Origin of the sequence: Neobacillus muris, assembly GCF_943193175.1 — a bacterium.
GTDB classification, from domain to species: Bacteria; Bacillota; Bacilli; order Bacillales; family Cytobacillaceae; genus Neobacillus; species Neobacillus muris.
In genome coordinates, this window is sequence record NZ_CALPDF010000011.1 from 36,063 (window position 1) to 54,196 (window position 18,134).

General features: G+C 44.5%; 15 protein-coding genes. 4 read left to right on the top strand and 11 right to left on the bottom strand.

Features of this window, described 5'->3' with window-relative positions; all coding sequences use genetic code 11:
• Positions 1 to 9: 9 nt before the first annotated feature.
• The gene (locus NFS43_RS10035; RefSeq protein ID WP_251551526.1) at positions 10 to 1,242 is read right to left on the bottom strand and encodes a Zn-dependent hydrolase; all 1,233 of its coding nucleotides are present in this window, start codon (positions 1,240 to 1,242) and stop codon (positions 10 to 12) included.
• A gap of 281 nt (positions 1,243 to 1,523) precedes the next feature.
• On the opposite strand from NFS43_RS10035, the gene NFS43_RS10040 reads away from it, so the two are divergent.
• On the top strand, positions 1,524 to 2,681 hold the full coding sequence (locus NFS43_RS10040; protein WP_251551527.1) for a M20 metallopeptidase family protein: 1,158 nt from the start codon (positions 1,524 to 1,526) through the stop codon (positions 2,679 to 2,681).
• Between the two features lie 69 nt (positions 2,682 to 2,750).
• Here the strand turns inward: NFS43_RS10040 and NFS43_RS10045 are convergent, their stop codons facing one another.
• The 5 genes from NFS43_RS10045 to NFS43_RS10065 are packed head-to-tail and all read right to left on the bottom strand — an operon-like array spanning position 2,751 to position 8,484.
• A complete protein-coding gene (locus NFS43_RS10045) occupies positions 2,751 to 3,740 on the bottom strand; it encodes a LacI family DNA-binding transcriptional regulator (protein ID WP_251551528.1) in 990 nt (329 codons plus the stop codon).
• A gap of 11 nt (positions 3,741 to 3,751) precedes the next feature.
• Positions 3,752 to 4,801 carry an aldose epimerase family protein gene (locus tag NFS43_RS10050; RefSeq protein WP_251551529.1) on the bottom strand — a complete coding sequence of 350 codons (1,050 nt, stop codon included), beginning with the start codon at positions 4,799 to 4,801 and terminating at the stop codon, positions 3,752 to 3,754.
• Positions 4,802 to 4,815: 14 nt separating this feature from the next.
• A complete protein-coding gene (gene galT, locus NFS43_RS10055; RefSeq protein ID WP_251551585.1) occupies positions 4,816 to 6,306 on the bottom strand; it encodes a UDP-glucose--hexose-1-phosphate uridylyltransferase in 1,491 nt (496 codons plus the stop codon).
• Positions 6,307 to 6,316: 10 nt separating this feature from the next.
• A complete protein-coding gene (galE, locus tag NFS43_RS10060; RefSeq protein ID WP_251551530.1) occupies positions 6,317 to 7,306 on the bottom strand; it encodes a UDP-glucose 4-epimerase GalE in 990 nt (329 codons plus the stop codon).
• A complete protein-coding gene (locus NFS43_RS10065; protein ID WP_251551531.1) occupies positions 7,303 to 8,484 on the bottom strand; it encodes a galactokinase in 1,182 nt (393 codons plus the stop codon). Before NFS43_RS10065 ends, galE begins: the two co-directional genes overlap by 4 nt.
• Before the next feature lie 251 nt (positions 8,485 to 8,735).
• Between NFS43_RS10065 and NFS43_RS10070 the strand changes: the two genes are divergently transcribed.
• Positions 8,736 to 9,989: a GGDEF domain-containing protein gene (locus NFS43_RS10070; protein WP_251551532.1), complete on the top strand. Its 1,254-nt coding sequence runs from the start codon at positions 8,736 to 8,738 to the stop codon at positions 9,987 to 9,989.
• A 73-nt stretch (positions 9,990 to 10,062) separates the two neighbouring features.
• On the opposite strand, the gene NFS43_RS10075 is transcribed toward NFS43_RS10070, so the two are convergent.
• The 3 genes from NFS43_RS10075 to NFS43_RS10085 form a co-directional block, all read right to left on the bottom strand.
• Positions 10,063 to 11,391, bottom strand: a complete 1,329-nt coding sequence (locus tag NFS43_RS10075) for a S8 family peptidase (protein WP_251551533.1) — start codon at positions 11,389 to 11,391, stop codon at positions 10,063 to 10,065.
• A gap of 282 nt (positions 11,392 to 11,673) precedes the next feature.
• Positions 11,674 to 12,588 carry a pseudouridine-5'-phosphate glycosidase gene (locus NFS43_RS10080; protein WP_251551534.1) on the bottom strand — a complete coding sequence of 305 codons (915 nt, stop codon included), beginning with the start codon at positions 12,586 to 12,588 and terminating at the stop codon, positions 11,674 to 11,676.
• Positions 12,585 to 13,682 carry a carbohydrate kinase gene (locus NFS43_RS10085; protein ID WP_251551586.1) on the bottom strand — a complete coding sequence of 366 codons (1,098 nt, stop codon included), beginning with the start codon at positions 13,680 to 13,682 and terminating at the stop codon, positions 12,585 to 12,587. The genes NFS43_RS10080 and NFS43_RS10085 overlap by 4 nt, the downstream gene beginning before the upstream one ends.
• A gap of 231 nt (positions 13,683 to 13,913) precedes the next feature.
• Here NFS43_RS10085 and NFS43_RS10090 point away from each other — a divergent pair, with 231 nt between their 5' ends.
• Both NFS43_RS10090 and NFS43_RS10095 read left to right on the top strand, forming a co-directional pair.
• Positions 13,914 to 14,429, top strand: a complete 516-nt coding sequence (locus NFS43_RS10090; protein WP_251551535.1) for a DinB family protein — start codon at positions 13,914 to 13,916, stop codon at positions 14,427 to 14,429.
• Between the two features lie 288 nt (positions 14,430 to 14,717).
• Positions 14,718 to 15,254 carry a ribonuclease H-like YkuK family protein gene (locus NFS43_RS10095; RefSeq protein WP_251551536.1) on the top strand — a complete coding sequence of 179 codons (537 nt, stop codon included), beginning with the start codon at positions 14,718 to 14,720 and terminating at the stop codon, positions 15,252 to 15,254.
• Positions 15,255 to 15,418: 164 nt separating this feature from the next.
• On the opposite strand, the gene NFS43_RS10100 is transcribed toward NFS43_RS10095, so the two are convergent.
• Together NFS43_RS10100 and NFS43_RS10105 are read right to left on the bottom strand one after the other, a co-directional pair.
• A complete protein-coding gene (locus NFS43_RS10100) occupies positions 15,419 to 16,390 on the bottom strand; it encodes a DUF418 domain-containing protein (protein ID WP_251551537.1) in 972 nt (323 codons plus the stop codon).
• Positions 16,391 to 16,439: 49 nt separating this feature from the next.
• Positions 16,440 to 17,819: a M20/M25/M40 family metallo-hydrolase gene (locus NFS43_RS10105; protein WP_251551538.1), complete on the bottom strand. Its 1,380-nt coding sequence runs from the start codon at positions 17,817 to 17,819 to the stop codon at positions 16,440 to 16,442.
• Positions 17,820 to 18,134: the final 315 nt, after the last annotated feature.

Below are 18,134 nucleotides of genomic sequence, written 5' to 3' on the forward strand. Positions count from 1 at the left end.
ATTCACACGTCATTTAGAAAGCAGCGCCAATACCGTATCTAAAACCACATTGACCCCTTTTTCGCAGTCCTCCCAAGCAGTCCGTTCTTCCTCGCAATGGCTTTTTCCATTGATGCTCGGCACAAACAGCATCGCCGTTGGAACAAAGCTGGCAATAAACTGCGCATCATGCCCCGCTCCGCTGACCATTCGTTTATTGGAATATCCCAAAGACTCAGTGGATTGCTCTAATAATTGGCAAAGCTCCGGCTCAAACCAAACTGTATCACGCTCCCACAATTTTGTCGCCGTTACCTCACAGCCCTCATTGACCCCCAAGCTTGAAAGGCCTTCAATGATTCCTTTAACCGCATTCACAATTTCCATATCTTTATGGCGGGCTTCCAGCGTAAAGATCACCTTATTCGGGATTACCGTATGAATGCTTGGATACACATTGACCCGGCCAATTGTAAAAACTAACTCCTCGTCCAACACACTTAAGCGTTTGCGGATTTCATTGATCAAGTTATTCGCTCCAAAAAGGGCATCCTTCCGCATGCTCATTGGAGTCGTCCCGGCATGATCGGACTCACCCGTCACTTCGATTTCATAGCAGGCCATGCCCACGACACATTCTACAACACCGATGGACAGCCCCTCTTTTTCTAAAATCGGTCCCTGCTCGATGTGAAGCTCTAATAAAGCCGCCGCCTCCCTCAGCCGATTTGCCTCGTCCCCTTCATATCCGATGGAACGTAGAGCCTCTCCAAATGTGATCCCATCTTCATCTGTCTTCTCCATCATGACTTCTTTATCAAATTTCCCTGACAGCACTCCCGATGCCATCATCGAAGGTTCAAACCTGGCCCCTTCCTCATTGGTAAAATTCACAATGGTAATGGGCATATTCGGTTTGATTTGATTGTCCACCAGCGTCCGCACCACTTCTAAACCCGTCAAAACGCCGAGAACCCCGTCAAAGCGTCCGCCTTTCTTGACGGAATCCAAATGGGACCCAATGACGATCGGCGGCTTGTTATCAACACCTGGCAATGTGGCGTACATGCAGCCCATATCGTCAACGGTCACCGTCATTCCAAGCTCCTCACAGCAGGAACGGAAGTAATCTCTTGCCCGGCGGTCGGCCTCTGATAACGCTAACCTCGTTACCCCATTATTTTCCGTTCCTCCGAATCCTGCAAATCGTTCTAATTCCAGCCTCAGTCTTTCCCCATTAATTAATAGTTTTTGTTTTTGCATGTCAGACCTCCCACAATTCATTTTTGCACCTGGAATTCCAGACGCCGCATTTCCGCGCAAACGATGGAAAAATTTAGTTAATTCCATTATAGCTTACTCGCTGGAGTTTTCATTAGACAGAATATAAGAACTTTGAACTAAATATTCTTATAGTTTGTATGTTTTTTTAACCTGCCGCAAAATCAATGTGAGGGATATCCTTAATCGAAAATAATAATTCTTGAAGTAATTTAGAATATATACTACAATTAATTGCATAAAAATGCACAGAGGAGTCCACCATGTTACCAACTAGTTTAGTAGATGCAGAATTGAAAGCTTGGGCCATTGAGCAGCGCAGACATTTCCATATGCACCCTGAGTTATCAGGACAAGAATATGCAACAGCTGCCTATGTAAAAGAGAAATTATCGGAATTTGGCATCCCGATCGATACCCGGTATTCACAGCCAAATGTGATTGGCTATTTTAAAGGAACGGAAGGTGCCAAAACCATTGCCCTTCGCGCAGACATGGATGCCCTGCCGCTTCACGAAGAGGGGGACAAACCTTATCTTTCCACGGTTCCCGGTGTTATGCACGGCTGCGGCCATGATGGGCATACGGCAATCCTGCTGTCTGCAGCAAAATGGATGAGCCAAAACCCCGGTTTAGTGAAAAATAATATTGTATTGATTTTTCAAAGCTCAGAAGAAGCTTCGCCAAGCGGAGCCAAGCAGCTGGTACAAGAAGGAATTTTAGACGGAGTCGATGCCATTTACGGCATTCATTTGATGTCTGACGTCCCGCTTGGCAAAATTGGCTTTGCCACTGGTTATGCTATGGCATCTAGTGATGATTTTGACATTACGATTGAAGGCAAAGGCGGCCATGCCGGCTATCCGCATGATGCTGTCGATCCCATCTATATCGCCAGCCATTTAATCCAGTCCTTCCAATCCGTCGTAAGCCGCAGCTTAAACCCCTTGCATGCCGGGGTCATTTCCTTTGGAGGAATGCAGACGGGCAAATCCTATAATGTGATCCCTTCCGAAGTCAAACTTCAAGGGACCATCCGGGCCTTGACCTACGAAGCAGCTGAACTGATGCATCAAAAAACGGCTCAGTTGACAGAATCGATATGTGCAAGTTTTGGGGCTAATGGGCACTATGACTTTATTGAAGGAACACTGCCATTATACAACCACCCGGAAGCTTGCGAATTTGCCAAAACTGTGATCATAAATACCTTTGGCGAAGACGCCTTTATAGAATTGGACCCTGTTCTCGGCGCTGAAGATTTCTCCTTTTATTTAAAAGAAAAAACGGGCGCATTCATCAATGTTGGGATGAAAAGCGATATCAGCCAATACCCGCACCATCATCCTAAATTTGATATTGACGAAAACGCGATCCCAGCCGCGATTGAGCTCATGATCCAACTGGCTTTACAAGCTTAAAAAGGTGTCAGACACTTTTCCCATGGATGTTCTCCAGGTCAGTGTCTGACACCTTTTTTATCTCTTCATTTAAAAGCTGCTGTTCCGAAGGATGAGTTCGGTGGCAATGTAAACAGTTTTAGCTGTTTTTCTGCCTTCGATTCGCTCCAGAACCATGTCAACGGCGGTCTCTCCCATGAGCTCCGTATACACCTTTACTGTACTCAAGGACGGAAACACGTATTTTGATATGCTGACATCATTCACCCCAACGATATTTACCCGGTCGGGGACAGAAATGCCCGCCTCAAGCAACGCTCTCAAGGCCCCGACCGCAATCGAGTCATTTCCGGCAAAGAATGCTGTCGGCAGGTTGTCACCATGTTCAGCGATAGCCTGTTTCATCAAGGCATACCCATCGGAGACAGAAAATGTTCCCTGGTACAGAAAGTCCGATTCAAGAAGCTGCCTTTCCGCTAAATATCGTTTAAAGGTGGTTTCCCTCGGGTCTTCTATGATGGACGTTTGATCTTTAAAAATCTCCCTTCCGCCAATAAAGCCTATTTGCGTATGTCCTTTATCCAATAGATAATCAAGAACCTTCACCGTTGCCTTTTCAAAATTAACGACAACGGAGTCAAATTGTTCTTCATCTGGTGAGCAATCCACAAAGACAATATTCGGGGAGATGGTTTGCAGCTCTTCTACCTGCTTCGAACTGAATTTGCCAATGGCCACAAGACCTTGGATGTCCTCCTGTTTCAGATCCTCATAATGGTCCTGCGGGCACCGGATCACCTGAATCCCTTGATCCTGGCAGCGGTTTTCTACCCCTAAGCGAATGGACATATAATACAAGTCTTCAAGCTCTTCCTTCTCGGAGTACCAATGGACCAGCGCCATTTTTCCAGCATCCTGCTTCTTCACAGCTTTCTTCTTATACGACAGTTCCTCTGCAGCTTCAAATATCCTTCTCTTTGTTTCATCACTGACTGAAAGACTCGTATCATAATTTAAAACACGGGATACAGTCGCAATCGAGACTCCAGCCTTTTGAGCAATATCCTTAATGGTTGCCATATAAAAACCCCTTATGATTGGACAAAGAAACGAAAAGCAGTCAGCTGACGATAGACTTCTTCAGGCTTTAACACCACTGAAGGAAACTCTGAATGATGGATAGCATCTGGCAAGCCTTGCGTTTCTAAGCAAATCCCTAAGTACTTTTTGGCTGGAACTCCCGAGATCGTAAATGGCCCTTCTAGCTGGTTAGTCGTATATACGACCACACAAGGCTGATCGGTCGTCACTTCAAGTGCACGTCCGCTTTCTGCTTCACTTAATAAAATTTTGTTTTCTCCCTGTTTAGAAAATACAAGTGGATGGTCGTACCCGTTTCCAGCAAGCAAATTTTGCGGATGTACAGATTCAATGCCATCCTTTATCTGCCTGCCCCCCCGAAAATCAAACGGGGTGCCGCTTGTTTCCAACAGTGTCCCGGTCGGAATTAAATCCGGTCCCAGCTCCACAAACCGATCATTATCCAGCTTTAGGTTATGCTCCGAAACGTCACGTTTATTATGGCCGCTTAAATTAAAATAAGAATGATTGGTTAAATTCACTAAGGTAGGTTGATCCGTTCTGGCTTCGTAGCTTATTTTCAGTTCATTTTCATTGGTTAACAAATAGGTAACAATTGTTTCCAGGTTTCCCGGGTATCCTTCTTCTCCGTCCACACTGCGATAAAAGAATTTGACACCGGCCGCTTCCTCTTCTTCAATTGGTTCGGCCTGCCAAATAACCGAATTAAACCCCTTATTTCCGCCGTGAAGTTGGTTAGTCCCCTCATTGACGGTGAGATGATATTCTTTCCCATCCAATTCAAAGCTGGCTCCTTGAATCCTTCCTGCTACACGGCCGACTACGGCCCCAAAATAGGGGGACCATTTTAAATAATCATCCAGGTTGTCAAACCCCAATACGACATTTTCCACATTCCCTTGACGGTCTGGCACCAACACTTTCGTAATGACACAGCCAAAGTTCAGAAATGACACGGTCATGCCCGAATCGTTAGTCAAAGAATATTCCAATACCTGCTGTCCATCAATTTGTCCAAAGACTTGACTATTAATTTCCACTCTATACACACCCTTTACATGAATGAATCGATGAAACGCTTAAATCCTGCTTGTCCTGCCTCATCCCGCTTAAACACACCGGCGTCTTCCAAAACTCGCAAAAATTTCTTTCCTGCTTCTTCACGGACGATGGTTTCAACATTGTCCTCATTAACACTATTCCCATACTGCGCCTTCAGCTGCTCCGCCCAGGCGGCATGGTATTCTGCAACTGAGGATGATTGGCCAAGAATATATTTCTCTACTTCCTTCAATTCTTCCTTCAACCGGGCAGGCAAAACGGCCAGCCCCATAACCTCAATTAGTCCGATGTTTTCCTTCTTGATATGATGCACATCTGCGTGCGGATGGAATATCCCGAGCGGATGTTCATCACTTGACCGGTTATTGCGCAGAACTAAATCCAATTCGAAAAAGTCCCCCCGCTTCCGGGCGATCGGTGTAATCGTATTATGAGGAGTCTCATTCGTCCTCGCCAAAATGCCCAGCGCCTCGTCACTGTAATTCTTCCATTTATCTAAAATATGGGCACCCGCAAGCACAAGCTCGTCGGTTTGTTTGGAGCTCAACCGAATGACAGACATCGGCCATTTCACTACAGAGCCCTTTACAGCCGGGAACTCAGCCAGCTCAAAATTCCAGTCGGACTCCGCCTTCGCCATCGCAAACTCGTAATTTCCGCCCTGATAATGGTCATGCGATAAAATCGAACCGCCGACTATCGGCAGATCTGCGTTAGATCCCAGGAAGTAATGCGGAAATTGTTCGACAAATGATAAAATTCTCCGGAACGAATCCGGGCTGATTTTCATGTCCGTATGCTCTTCGGATAACACGATGCAATGCTCGTTGTAGTACATATAAGGCGAGTATTGCAAGTACCATGCCTTATCCAGCAGATTCACCCGGATCATCCTATGATTGGAACGGGCCGGATGGCCAATTCTCCCGGCATAACCTTCATTCTCCACACAAAGCAGGCATTTTGGATAGGAGGACGGCTTGGCCTCCCGTTCCCGGGCAATACTTTTCGGATCTTTTTCCGGCTTGGATAAATTGATGGTAATATCCAGTTCCCCATAAGCGGTCGGCACCTTGTATTCAATATTGTTGCGGAGCCGGTTCATTTGAATATAGTTGTTGCTTTTGCTTAACTGATAAAAATATTTTGTGGCAGCCTCAGGACTCTGCTGATATTTTTCATAAAACAGCCGATTGACCTCTGATGGGCGGGCCATAAAGCAGTTAATGAGCTTGCTTGAAAAAATCTCTTTCTCATCAAAAATATCTTCGACGATTCCCTGGCCTACCGCATAGTCGACCATCTGATCCAGCAAATCAGGAATGGTTTCCGGTGTCACGGATTCGGTTAAGGCGATTTCGGGAAAGTCCGATAAATGCAGCAGCGACAACACCTGATTTCGTGCATAGATTTCATCCTGCTTCTCGATAAGTTCTGCTGCTGCCGCCCGGTCAATAAGCTTCTGTATAAGCTGATAAATCATGTCTCTCACCTTACCTTTGATAGCCGTTTGGATGATGCTGATGCCAGTTCCATGCGTCACGGATAATTTGCTGGATCGACGTCCTGGATGGGTTCCAGCCCAGCACCTCTTTTGCCTTGGCAGAAGAAGCAATTAGTGTACTTGGGTCACCGGCACGCCGTTCGCCCATTTGTACCGGAATGTCGATCCCCGTTACTTCTTTAGCCGCCTCGATTATTTCTTTGACTGAAAATCCTTGGCTGCTGCCAAGATTAAACGTATTGCTCCCGCCGCCATTTTGCAGGTAGCGGAGGGCCAATAGGTGGGCCGCAATTAAATCCTCTACATGAATATAGTCACGGATACAAGTTCCATCAGGCGTATCGTAATCCTCGCCGAAAACCGTAATCGCCGGACGTTTCCCTAAAGCCGCTTCCAATACTACCGGAATCAGATGCGTTTCCGGATGATGGTCTTCACCAATTTGTCCATCATTTCTTGCCCCTGCCACATTGAAATAGCGAAGAGACACATACTGAATGCCATAGGCTTTTTCACACCAGGCCATCATTTTTTCCATCGTCAGCTTGGTTTCCCCATACGTGTTGGTTGGAATCGCCGCCGCTTCCTCTGTAATCGGCACTACCTTTTGCTCCCCGTAAACGGCAGCTGTGGAAGAAAAAACGATGTGCTTGACGCCAAAATCCCTCATCGTTTCGAGGACAATTTGTGTCCCGTACACGTTGTTGTCGAAGTATTTTAACGGCTCCACCATGGATTCTCCAACTAGAGAATTAGCCGCAAAATGCAGGATTCCTTCAATCTGTTCTTTTTCAAAAACGGACTGCATAAATTCACGGCTGCGAATATCGCCTTGATAAAAGCGGGACTTCGGATGAACAGCTTCTCTATGTCCTGTTTGCAAGTTATCAATGACGACAACCTCATAGCCCTGGTCGATTAATTGGTAAACGGCATGGGAACCAATATAGCCTGCACCGCCTAATACAAGAATGCTCATTTTACTTCCTCCAGATCAATCTCTTTTGCCCCGTCGCCAATGCTTGCCACATAGAAATCAGCCGCATAGCCAACCTTCTCTTGATAGGCTGCCCCAACGTTTTCAATGAAGTTTTCCACTGTTTCATTCTCAACAATTGCAATCGCACAACCGCCAAAGCCTGCCCCTGTCATCCGGGCACCAAGCACACCCGGCTGATTCCAAGCTGCTTCTACTAAGCTGTCCAGCTCTACTCCTGTCACCTCGTAGTCATCGCGGAGCGAAATATGGGATTGGTTCATCAGCTGGCCGAATGCTTCCAAATTGCCTGCCTTTAATTCTTCCAGCGCCTTCAACGTTCTTACATTTTCATAGACAGCATGCTTAGCCCGTTTGCGGACGATTTCATTGGCAATCAAGTGCTGATGTTCATCAAACTGCTGTTCAGTCAGTTGTCCGAGGGCCTCGATTGGAAGCTGCTGCTGAAGCTGCGACAGGGCCAGTTCACATTCACTCCTGCGCTCATTGTATTTTGAATCAGCCAACTCACGTCGTTTGTTCGTATTCATAATGATAATTTTATGGTTTTCAAGTTCAATAGGGGCATACTCGTAGTTTAATGTTTGGCAATCCAAAAGAATACCGGCATTCTCTTTCCCCATCCCAATGGCAAATTGGTCCATAATTCCGCTGTTGACACCGATGAATTCATTTTCAACCCGCTTGCCAATCTTGATGAGATCAAGCCGCGGAATTCCCAATTGGAATAATCCACTTGCCATGACCCCAGTTAACAATTCAATGGAAGCCGATGAGGACAAGCCTGCGCCGTTTGGAATATTCCCCTGGATCGCACATTCAAAGCCGGCCGGAATGTGATAGCCTGCATCCAAAATGTAACGGATCATGCCCTTCGGGTAGTTCGCCCAGCCGTGTGTTTTGTCATAATTTAATTCATTTAAATTGAATTCAATGATTCCCTGATCTGGAAAATTGGCTGAGTAAAGCCGGACAAGCTGGTCTTCCCGCTTCCGGGCAACCGCATAGGTTCCGTAAGTAATCGCACATGGAAAAACATGGCCGCCATTGTAGTCGGTATGTTCCCCAATTAAATTAATTCGCCCTGGAGCAAAAAAAGCCTGCTTGGGCAATAGGTGAAACAATTCTAAAAATGTTTTGTTTAGCGATGTTATTTCCATTTATATACCCTCCTGTGACCGATTGCAGTTAATTTGTAATCCCTTTCATTTATTAAAGAGGTAAACCTTTTCTACTGCCTATTCTACTCTTATAAATAAAAACTGGCAATGATTTTTACTAAAACATTTACTAAAAAATTTAACCGAAAAATTTTGTTTGATATTTCGAACTATTCACGACTTAACTATCTATCAAATTGAATTTAAGTGTTTTATAATAGAAATGTTATTTTTAGGAAGGGAATGTAGATATGCTGAAAGCTAGGTTATACGACTTTTCATTATTTCTTATTTCATTGGCCATAGCTTTTAGCTTTGCAGGATTGTTGGCAGATACCAGCTATTTTTTCAAGGCTCTGATCGTTTACTGGTTTTTCTCCATCTTATATTTTCACCTTCGCGTTTTTTATAAAAATGGCAGTACCAGCATCGAATATGGCATTACTTACGATTTGTCCATCGTGCTGTTCGCCGGACCGTTAGGATTGTTCATATTTGAACTTGTCTATCGCTTTTCCGTTTATTTGTATCGCAAATGGACGAAGACAGCAGACCCGACTGAATTAACAGATACGTTTTACAATATTGGCTGCTTTGTCATTACGAATTCAGCGGCATTCTTTTTGTATCAGCAGTTCCATACAAGCTTCGCGGGCATTCCTTTTGGTTTTTGGATTTTGCTGCTGTTATTGGTTTGTATTTCCTCCTACCTGTCAGGGGCATTTATGGTGATTGTCTTTATCCTTTTGGGAGAGCTTAAGTCACGTAATGAAGCCACAAATTTTATTTTTCGAAATATCAGTCTGCTAGATTACGGGAAAGTCGCCATTACCAATGGGCTGCTTTTTATTTTCCTTCAGGATAAGAGCTGGGAAATGCTGTTCATGGTGTTCATTTTAAATTATGTGGTTAGCGCTTCGTTTCAATCCAAATCGCAAAGCATTCAAGATAAATTGGAACGTGACAAATTTGAACAGATGGCCTACACCGATTTCTTAACCGGTGTCCACAATCGGACTTTTATGGATAAAATGCTGGCGGAATTAAATCAGGCAGAGGAAGAAATCGGAATCGTAGTGGCGGACATCGACAAATTTAAATCGATTAACGACAACTATAATCATGCTGTGGGCGACAAGGTGATTCAGCATTTTGCGGGGACACTTAAGAGTTTTCTTAGAGGGGGAGATTATTTATTCAGGAGCGGCGGCGAGGAGTTTACGCTATGCCTTCGTTTTCGAAACTTTGACCAAACAGTGGAATTAGTGACGGACATGCTAAAAGGAATTGAAAACAACGCCGTAGAGGTTGAGTACAACGGTGAAATTCAAATGCTTTCCTATACCGCCTCATTCGGACTCTATTTCTACCAAGTCAATAAAGAATTTCCTCTTGAAAAGGCTTATATCCAGGCAGACGAGTTAATGCTCCAGTCCAAACAGTGCGGAAAAAACCGGCTATCAGCGCTTAATGGAGGGACGAAAAAAGAAGCGGTATTAACCTAAAATGGCCATACCGCCTTTTTATTTTGAGTTCCGCCCGCTTAGGTGGTTTCCCGCTATCGTTGGCACTACTTAATTATTTTTGAAGAATTGAATTTTCGGCATTTAAATATCCTGCCCCATAAATATTGGGGTCCATCCCTGGCACCTTATCGGCGCCATTTACCAGCCATTGTTTTATTTGCTGCGGTGATGCGTTGGGCTTATGCTGTTTGATTAGGGCGACAACTCCAGCACAAATCGGTGTTGCCATGGAGGTGCCAGATAAGACAAAGTAGTTATTTTCTACTCTGCTGGATTTTTGCCACCGATCTAAATAAGAATTAGGGGAGCGCAATGACACGATATTCACTCCAGGCGCCAAGATGTCTGGCTTGGAGATGTTATAAATGGTCGGTCCCCTGCTTGAAAAGCTGGCCGCTTCATCATCGCCCCTGCCAGCCGTATTTTTATCATCAAATGCACCGACAGTAATAACCTTATCACTAATTCCCGGACTGGCAATTGTTCTGGCTCCCGGTCCCTCATTTCCTGCTGCAGCACATACAACGATTCCGGCCGCCCATGCTTCTTCTACCAGTTTTACCATTGGGTCGGCATCCTCGTTTCCATAATCTTGAGCCGGACTGCCCAGCGACATACTGATGATGTCAATTTTCTTTCTGGCATTGCCTTCATTGTATTGCAAACACCATTCAATCCCTTGCATGACGGTTTCTAAGGAACCAGACCCGCTATTGTCTAAAACCTTAACGCCAATGAGGTTCGCTTCTGGAGCAGGTCCCGCATATTTATGTCCAGATGCGCTGCCATTCCCAGCCGCATCACCAGCACAGTGCGTTCCATGGCCGTTATCGTCATAAGGGGCAGTCCGATTATTGATAAAATCTTTGAACCCTATGATTCTGCCTGATACATCAGGATGAGGATATATTCCTGTATCAATTACGGCAATCGTTACTCCCTTTCCCGTTAAGACGGTATTGTTCCGGATCACATTTTTCGCCTTGGCTGCGGGGACGGCCGTATTAAGGAGTGCATGTACTTTCCGGTTTAAATAGACCCTTTTTATATGGCTGCAGCTTTTGAGCATTTCCTCTAGGCTGGTTGCGGTCACATTAGCACTGCAGCAGGAAATTCTGCTATATTCCTGCCTGATGCCGTTCCTTACATGCTTGTTCATGATCCCCGTTACTTGATGGCATCCTGTTTCAAAGCCATCTTTTTCAAATTCAATAATAACGGGGATCTTTCTTGCCTTTTTGAGGACGCCCTCGAACATCTTATGCAAAAAGCAAGGTGTTCTTTTGAAGGGTTTATATAGGTTTAGGATTTCCCCCCTTAATGGCCTGTCCAGTTTTTCCGCGTGGGCTCGTACCATTTGAACCATTGAATATCCAAACAAGGATTGTTCCTCCTTTCATAACGGTTTACTGTACATTATGAAAAGGAGGAATTATGGCAACGGCTGTGTCCCATTTTTTCAAAAAACCTTTATATAGGGCCATTTATTGGTTATGGCATGAAAGTTTGCCCAGATGTCTATAAATCATGGGAGTGTTCCTATTTACCCTCTCCACGCTTTTTCTCTACTAATCTCTTCATAAAGGCACTAGGATGACTGGCACTAATTCAAAAAAAATCACAGAGCAGAATCTCTGTCATTTTTATATTTATAAAAATATCCTTAATGAAAGGAATGCAAACTTACAGCTATTTTTGCGCCTAGAACTGCATTATTTTTTACCAGCGCAATATTAGATTCCAAGCTTTTTCCGCCGGTTAACTCCTTCACTTTTGCCAGCAGGAATGGAGTGACGTCTTTCCCCGAAATATGCTGCTCCTCGGCTTCCTTCAATGCTTTTTCGATCACTTCACTGATGGCTGCCTCATCCATGGCATGCTCTTCAGGGATCGGGTTGGCAATGATGGCACCGCCTTTGATCTGCAAATCCCATTTCGTCTTTAAGGTCGAAGCAATCGTCTCGACATCATCGACACGGAAGTTCACATTGAATTTGCTCGAGCGGGTATAGAATGCTGGAAGCACCTCTGTTTGATAGCCCATAACTGGAACACCTTTTGTTTCAAGATACTCCATAGTTAAACCTAGGTCTAAAATCGACTTGGCTCCTGCACAAACAACCGCTACATTTGTTTGGGCCAATTCTTCCAAATCGGCTGAAATATCCATCGAGGTTTCAGCACCGCGGTGAACCCCGCCGATCCCGCCTGTTACAAACACTTGGATCCCTGCCAGTTCGGCACAAATCATGGTGGCCGCAACCGTGGTGGCTCCTTTTTTCTTCGCGGCGAGCAGGTACGCTAAATCTCGGCGGGATGCCTTGGCTACATCTGAGCTCTTGCCGAACATTTCCAGCTCCTCATCTGATAAGCCGATTTTAATTTTTCCATCCACTATGGCGATCGTGGCCGGCACAGCTCCCAGATCACGAATAATTTGTTCGACTTCACGTGCTGTTTGGACGTTTTGCGGATACGGCATACCGTGTGAAATGATGGTCGATTCCAATGCTACGATAGGTTTCCCTTGTTCTTGTGCAATACGGACTTCTTCTGATAAAGTAATATATTCTCTCATGATTGTTCCTCCATGTCTTTGATCAGCTGTGCTGCGGTTAAGTCTTGACGGACGGTAGATGCTGATTGCAGGGTTTTGGCGGCATTGACTGTCCCTGCTAGAGCAATTTCCTTTAAACTTTTCCCCTCTAACCAGGAAAAAATAACAGCCGCTGAAAAGGCATCACCTGCTCCAGTCACATCCACCACTTCCTGAATTTCTACAGCCGGTATATAATAAATGCCTTCCTCCCGATTTCCAATCATCGCCCCCTGTTTGCCATTTGTGATGACAACATTGGATATCCCGATCGAAAGCCATTTCTCCAGCGCGCTTTTCCATTCGTCGTGATTGGTAATCTCACTATGAAAATAGGATTCTGTTTCATCCCGGTTGGCAATTAACCAGGTCACGCCGGTTAAATCATCCGGCAGCCGGTCCATTTTGGGAGATGAAACTGGGATTAAAACCAAAGGACGCTCATACCTTACGGAAAAATTAACCAGAAATTGAAGCGTATCTTTTGGGCAGTTTAAATCAGCTACAAGGCATTTTGCGCTGCTCAATAGGGTTTCCTGCCTGATCAGCAGCTCTGGCGTAATCGCCTCGTACACTTCCATATCAGCAAGGGCAATTAGCAGTTCACCATCGTTATCCAGCACCGCTGAATAAGAACCAGTGGACATTCCAGGAAGTTTTGTGACTTGATCTAACTTCATATAAAGGGAAGAAGCATCTTCAATAAATGCCCAGTCACTATCAGCTCCGCATGCCGTTAGCAAGGTCACTTCCATACCCAGCCTGCCCAAGTTTTCCGAAATATTCCTTGCCACTCCCCCCACACTTTGTGAGGAACGAACCGGATTCGATGTGCCGAGCTGGGCTTTATTTTTCACCTGCAGCTTCCTGTCTAAATTAGCCCCGCCAATACAGATGATTTGCTGAGAATCTTTTACGATATAGGCTCTGCCAATGATATAGCCTTTTTTGGTCAGCTTGGAGATGATATTGGCTACCGAAGGCCTCGATAGGCCAACCGTTTCGGCCAGCTCCTGCTGAGAAATATAGGGGTTCCTGCAGATGATCTCAAAAATCGCCTGTTCCTTTTCCGTCATACCATTAGACAAGTCCTTCCCCCCTCACTTTTAAACATTTGTTTCAAAAATAAACTTATGTTTACATTGTACTCCTTTATCCTATTTCTGGTCAATTACCTTAGACAAAAGATTTAGAAAAATATGTCCATATTCACGAGAAAGTGCCCGGTCCCCCAAAAAGGAATACTTTTCCAATGAACGAATATAAAATTAAGGGACTATGGATTTAGTGCTGAAGGAGGAAATAAGATGGTTCATTTAGATGCAATGAAGGAAAAATTGGCAGAAACGCGGTTCATTCTATTAAAAGAAATAAGTTCTTTTACCGATGAAGACCTAAACAGGGCTCCTTACCAAAATACATGGAGTGTTGGCCAAATAGGCATCCACTTGTATTTATCTGAATTATTTTTTACCAAATCGATTATGTACGGCCTTACGAAAAGCACGGATCAGGAGTATTTGCCTAAACAAAAACCATTACAGCTCTTAACCGACCGTTCTTTCAAGGTGAAAGCTCCTGATCTGCTCCTGCCAGGCACAGGGCCCTTTCCTAAAAAACAAATTATACAAATGCTCGAGGAATCAAGAACAAAGCTGCTTGATGTCCTTAATACGATTGATGACGAGCTTGTTTTAACCATTAAAGCCGCCAAACATCCCTTCTTGGGCAGCCTGCCGCTTAATCAATGGGTCGAAACCGTCTATTTACACGAAAAGCGGCATTTGGACCAAATCAGAGAAATCAAGGCAGTGATCCTTTAACATCAAAAGCTGTTTCAGCCCTGCTGCATTTTCGCCATACATTGGCAATGAAGGGTGCTCCACATTATTATTAAGAATCCATTACTTTGCAGAAAAATATTCATACCTCGGCGAAGCCAATAATATGGTTTAACATAGCGTAAGGCAAAAGCGCCTTTCATAATGATAAAAATAACATTCCATTTAATGGTTCCATTACAGCACGCATGTACGATTCCTTCCATAAGATAACAGTAACAACTCCTGCTGAAAAAACTATTCAGGAAGGGAAAGATATGGTGGTTTATGATGAAAAATCCTAAGCTTACGAGCCTTTTGTTTCAGAATCTTCAAGAGAAGAGGATGACATTTGAGCAGGTAATGGAGAAAATACTAAAATTTATGGAGAGCGATCCCCGAGGGAATTATCGGTTAATGGTCGGAACGGATTCCCAAGTCCATAAAACCTACACTCGGTTTATTACGGGGATTGTGATCCAGAATGTTGGAAAAGGGGTATGGGCTTGTATTCACAAGGTGGTCATCCCACGGAGAATGAATCACTTGCATGAACGGATTTCGCTTGAACTGTCCCTAACAGAAGAGATTGTGTCCATGTTTACCGACCAAGAAAAAAACGCCATGATTAGCATTGTTCTTCCCTATCTTTATCAAGGGGCAACCTTTTCTATGGAAGGCCATATTGACATCGGGTCAGGAAAGAGGAACAAAACAAGTGAATTTGTCAAAGAAATGGTTGCGAGAATGGAATCGATGGGAGTGGAACCCAAAATCAAGCCTGATGCTTTCGTTGCTTCCAGCTATGCCAACCGCTATACGAAATAAGCCGCTCCTTTTGCCATGTGTCGGGCCATATGTCCAGCAGGGCACTCCGCCTAATTTTTCGATCCAATTCAGGCTTCAAAAGCAGCGTCACCCAACCTTCCTCATCATCACGCGGCGTCCCTTTTTATACCAGAAATTCTCAGGCGGTAAACCCATGCTGCCGCTTAAGGCAGACCTCTTTCCTTACGAATCGGCAATATTTCAAGATAGGTAACCATCCGCCAAACCCATTCCAATGGACCATAACGAAAATATGTAAGCCATACAACACTAAAGCTAAGTTGGATGGCGTAAATGACGATACAAAATAACAGGGATTGCAGATAGGTGATGTTTCCGGAAAAGTGCCATCCATTTCCCGTAATCAGGATGAAGGCGGTCTGAGAAACATAATTGGTTAGTGCCATCCTTCCATAGCTTTTTAACGGTGCTAAGATCTTTTGAAAAAATTTAATTCTCACCAGCCAAATCAACAGACCGGAATAAAAAGCCGAGACCAATGGGCCGACGGCAATACCAGCTTGCAAAAATGGCAGGGTCCCAAGGGCATACTGATTTTGATACATGAGCCCTCCGATGCTCAGGACAAGCATACCACCGGTGAATATAGCAAGCTTATCCGCCTTTATTTCTTCAAAAATCCGATATTGTCCCGCTGCAATACCAAGCAGCATCAAGGGGATGACCATTAAGATTTTTATGGCAAAATAGCCTAGCAGAACTAGAAGAATGAAACCGGCCACCAGATTGATTTCTTTTGCTACTTTGTAAAAAGGCAGAAGCAGAAGGCCGCATACCGCATAAATGGTTAATGCTTCGCCAGGATGGAAATGGACATGTATCAGCCCAAAAAGGAACAGGACAAGGATCCGCCGCAAAAATAAGAGATAACCATTCTTGCCTTTGGCAAATGCTTTGGAAAGAAACAGATAGAATCCAGTCCCGAACAGAAAAGTAAAAATGGTATAAAACCGTCCCTCAACGAACAAATAGAGAAACCGCCCATACGCTGCATCAGCTGAATCTGGCATTGGCGGTTTCAGAGACAGCAACGGGATGACATTGACAAGAATGATTCCCAAAAGGGCAAATCCCCGCAAATAATCAAGGACTTCAATTCGTTTCCTTTCCTCCATCGTCTTCACCCAACCATCCAGCTAAATTTGTTACCATTATTCTATCAGATTATTCGAGTGTACGGTCTTCGAACGGATAGTCTACCCCTTCCTGTATGGCTTTTCCTTTGGATATGGCTGGTGTGGTGGGATCGGCTATTTGGTAAACGGCGTCCTCGATGATTTCAGCCGTTTGCTTAAGCTTTTTCTTGCTAATTTTATCAATGGTATCTGTCGGTTTATGATAGTCAGGTTCGACTGGTGCATGCATAAATAAGGCAGCCGGAATGCCTAATTGGTGAAACGGTTCATGATCGCTCCGCCCTGATTTGCCATATGGGATGACTTCAAAAGTAACTTGCTTGGCAGCAGCGGCGCTAAGATCGGTGACAAGATTCTTCCTTCCGTCAATAGTATACATAATTAGACCGCCGGCAGGATGGTGTCCTCCCGCGTTTTTGGAGCCAATCATATCCATTTGAAAATGCGCCTGGATCTGGCTGATTTCCTTTTTAGAAAGATGGTTCACATAGTAGGTTGAACCGATTAGCCCTTTTTCTTCTGAACCAAAGGTAAGAAAGCGAAGCTCGGTATCAATGGGTGTTTTAGCAAAAAGTTTAGCGAGTTCTAGAACGGCTGAGACTCCAGAGGCATCATCATTGGCACCTGATCCCTCAGGTACGGAATCATGATGGGCCCCAATGGTAATAATTTGGTCCGTGTCATGTTTCTTATCTGGTTTCCGTGATGCAATGACATTATAGGAGGTTGTCTCTATTTTTGTGATATCCACTTCCATGTTAGCTGTGATTGGTGTAGTTTTGAGCTGTTCCACCAGTGTTAATCCGGCTTTTCTGGAAATGGCCACGGCTGGGAATGTGACATTGTCAGGCAGCTGTCCGGCCACGATTCCATCTGGGCTGTTGTTGAACATGATGACACCAATTGCTCCCCCGTTCACGAGGTTCTGCACTTTTTCTACAAAGGTGATGTCTCCTCGTTCAACGAGGGCGATTTTGCCCTTTATCTTTTCGTTGATGTCTGATTTTTGTGCCTTTCCGGCATAAACCAAGGGGGCTGAGACTCTTCCTGAGGCGTCCCCAGTAAATGGTTCTGGGGTTTCATTTATTGTGATCCCGTTTATTTTTACAGAAATTTGGTTGGTTTTATAATGATAAATTGGAAATGGCTGAATCTCGGTTTGATATCCGTAACGTTTAAATTGCTTTTCTATGTATTTGACAGCCCTCCATTCACCATTTGTGCCGGCTTCGCGCGGTGCGGCCGATAGGTATTCAATGGTTTTGTACATGGAAGCAGGATCCGGAGTGCTGAGTGCTGCACGTGTTCGCTGTTTTTCAGCTTGATGCTCGCTTGATTTAACATAGATTGCTCCGGTGGACAAAATGAGCCCTGCAGCCACTATTGAAAGGATTATTTTTCGATGCATTTCCATCCCCCTGTCTTTGGCGTAAAAAGTATTTTGTAATTGTATCACAGCCTTAAATCAAATTACAAAATTTCCCACAAAGTGACAGGTGTGTGAAATGTGCTTAGTACTGTTTTTGTCGTTTATTTATTTTGGGAAGTCATGACGACAAAAAGCTTTTATTTCCTGCTGGTTTTGTCCTCATGAAAATAATCGGGAGTCAAAAATAAAAAAAGAGGTAATCGCGAAATATCTTCTCGATTACCCACTAATCATCTCTATGGTCCATTTCCCCTTGCTTGCATGGACCATCATAAAAATCAAATCATGCAAAAC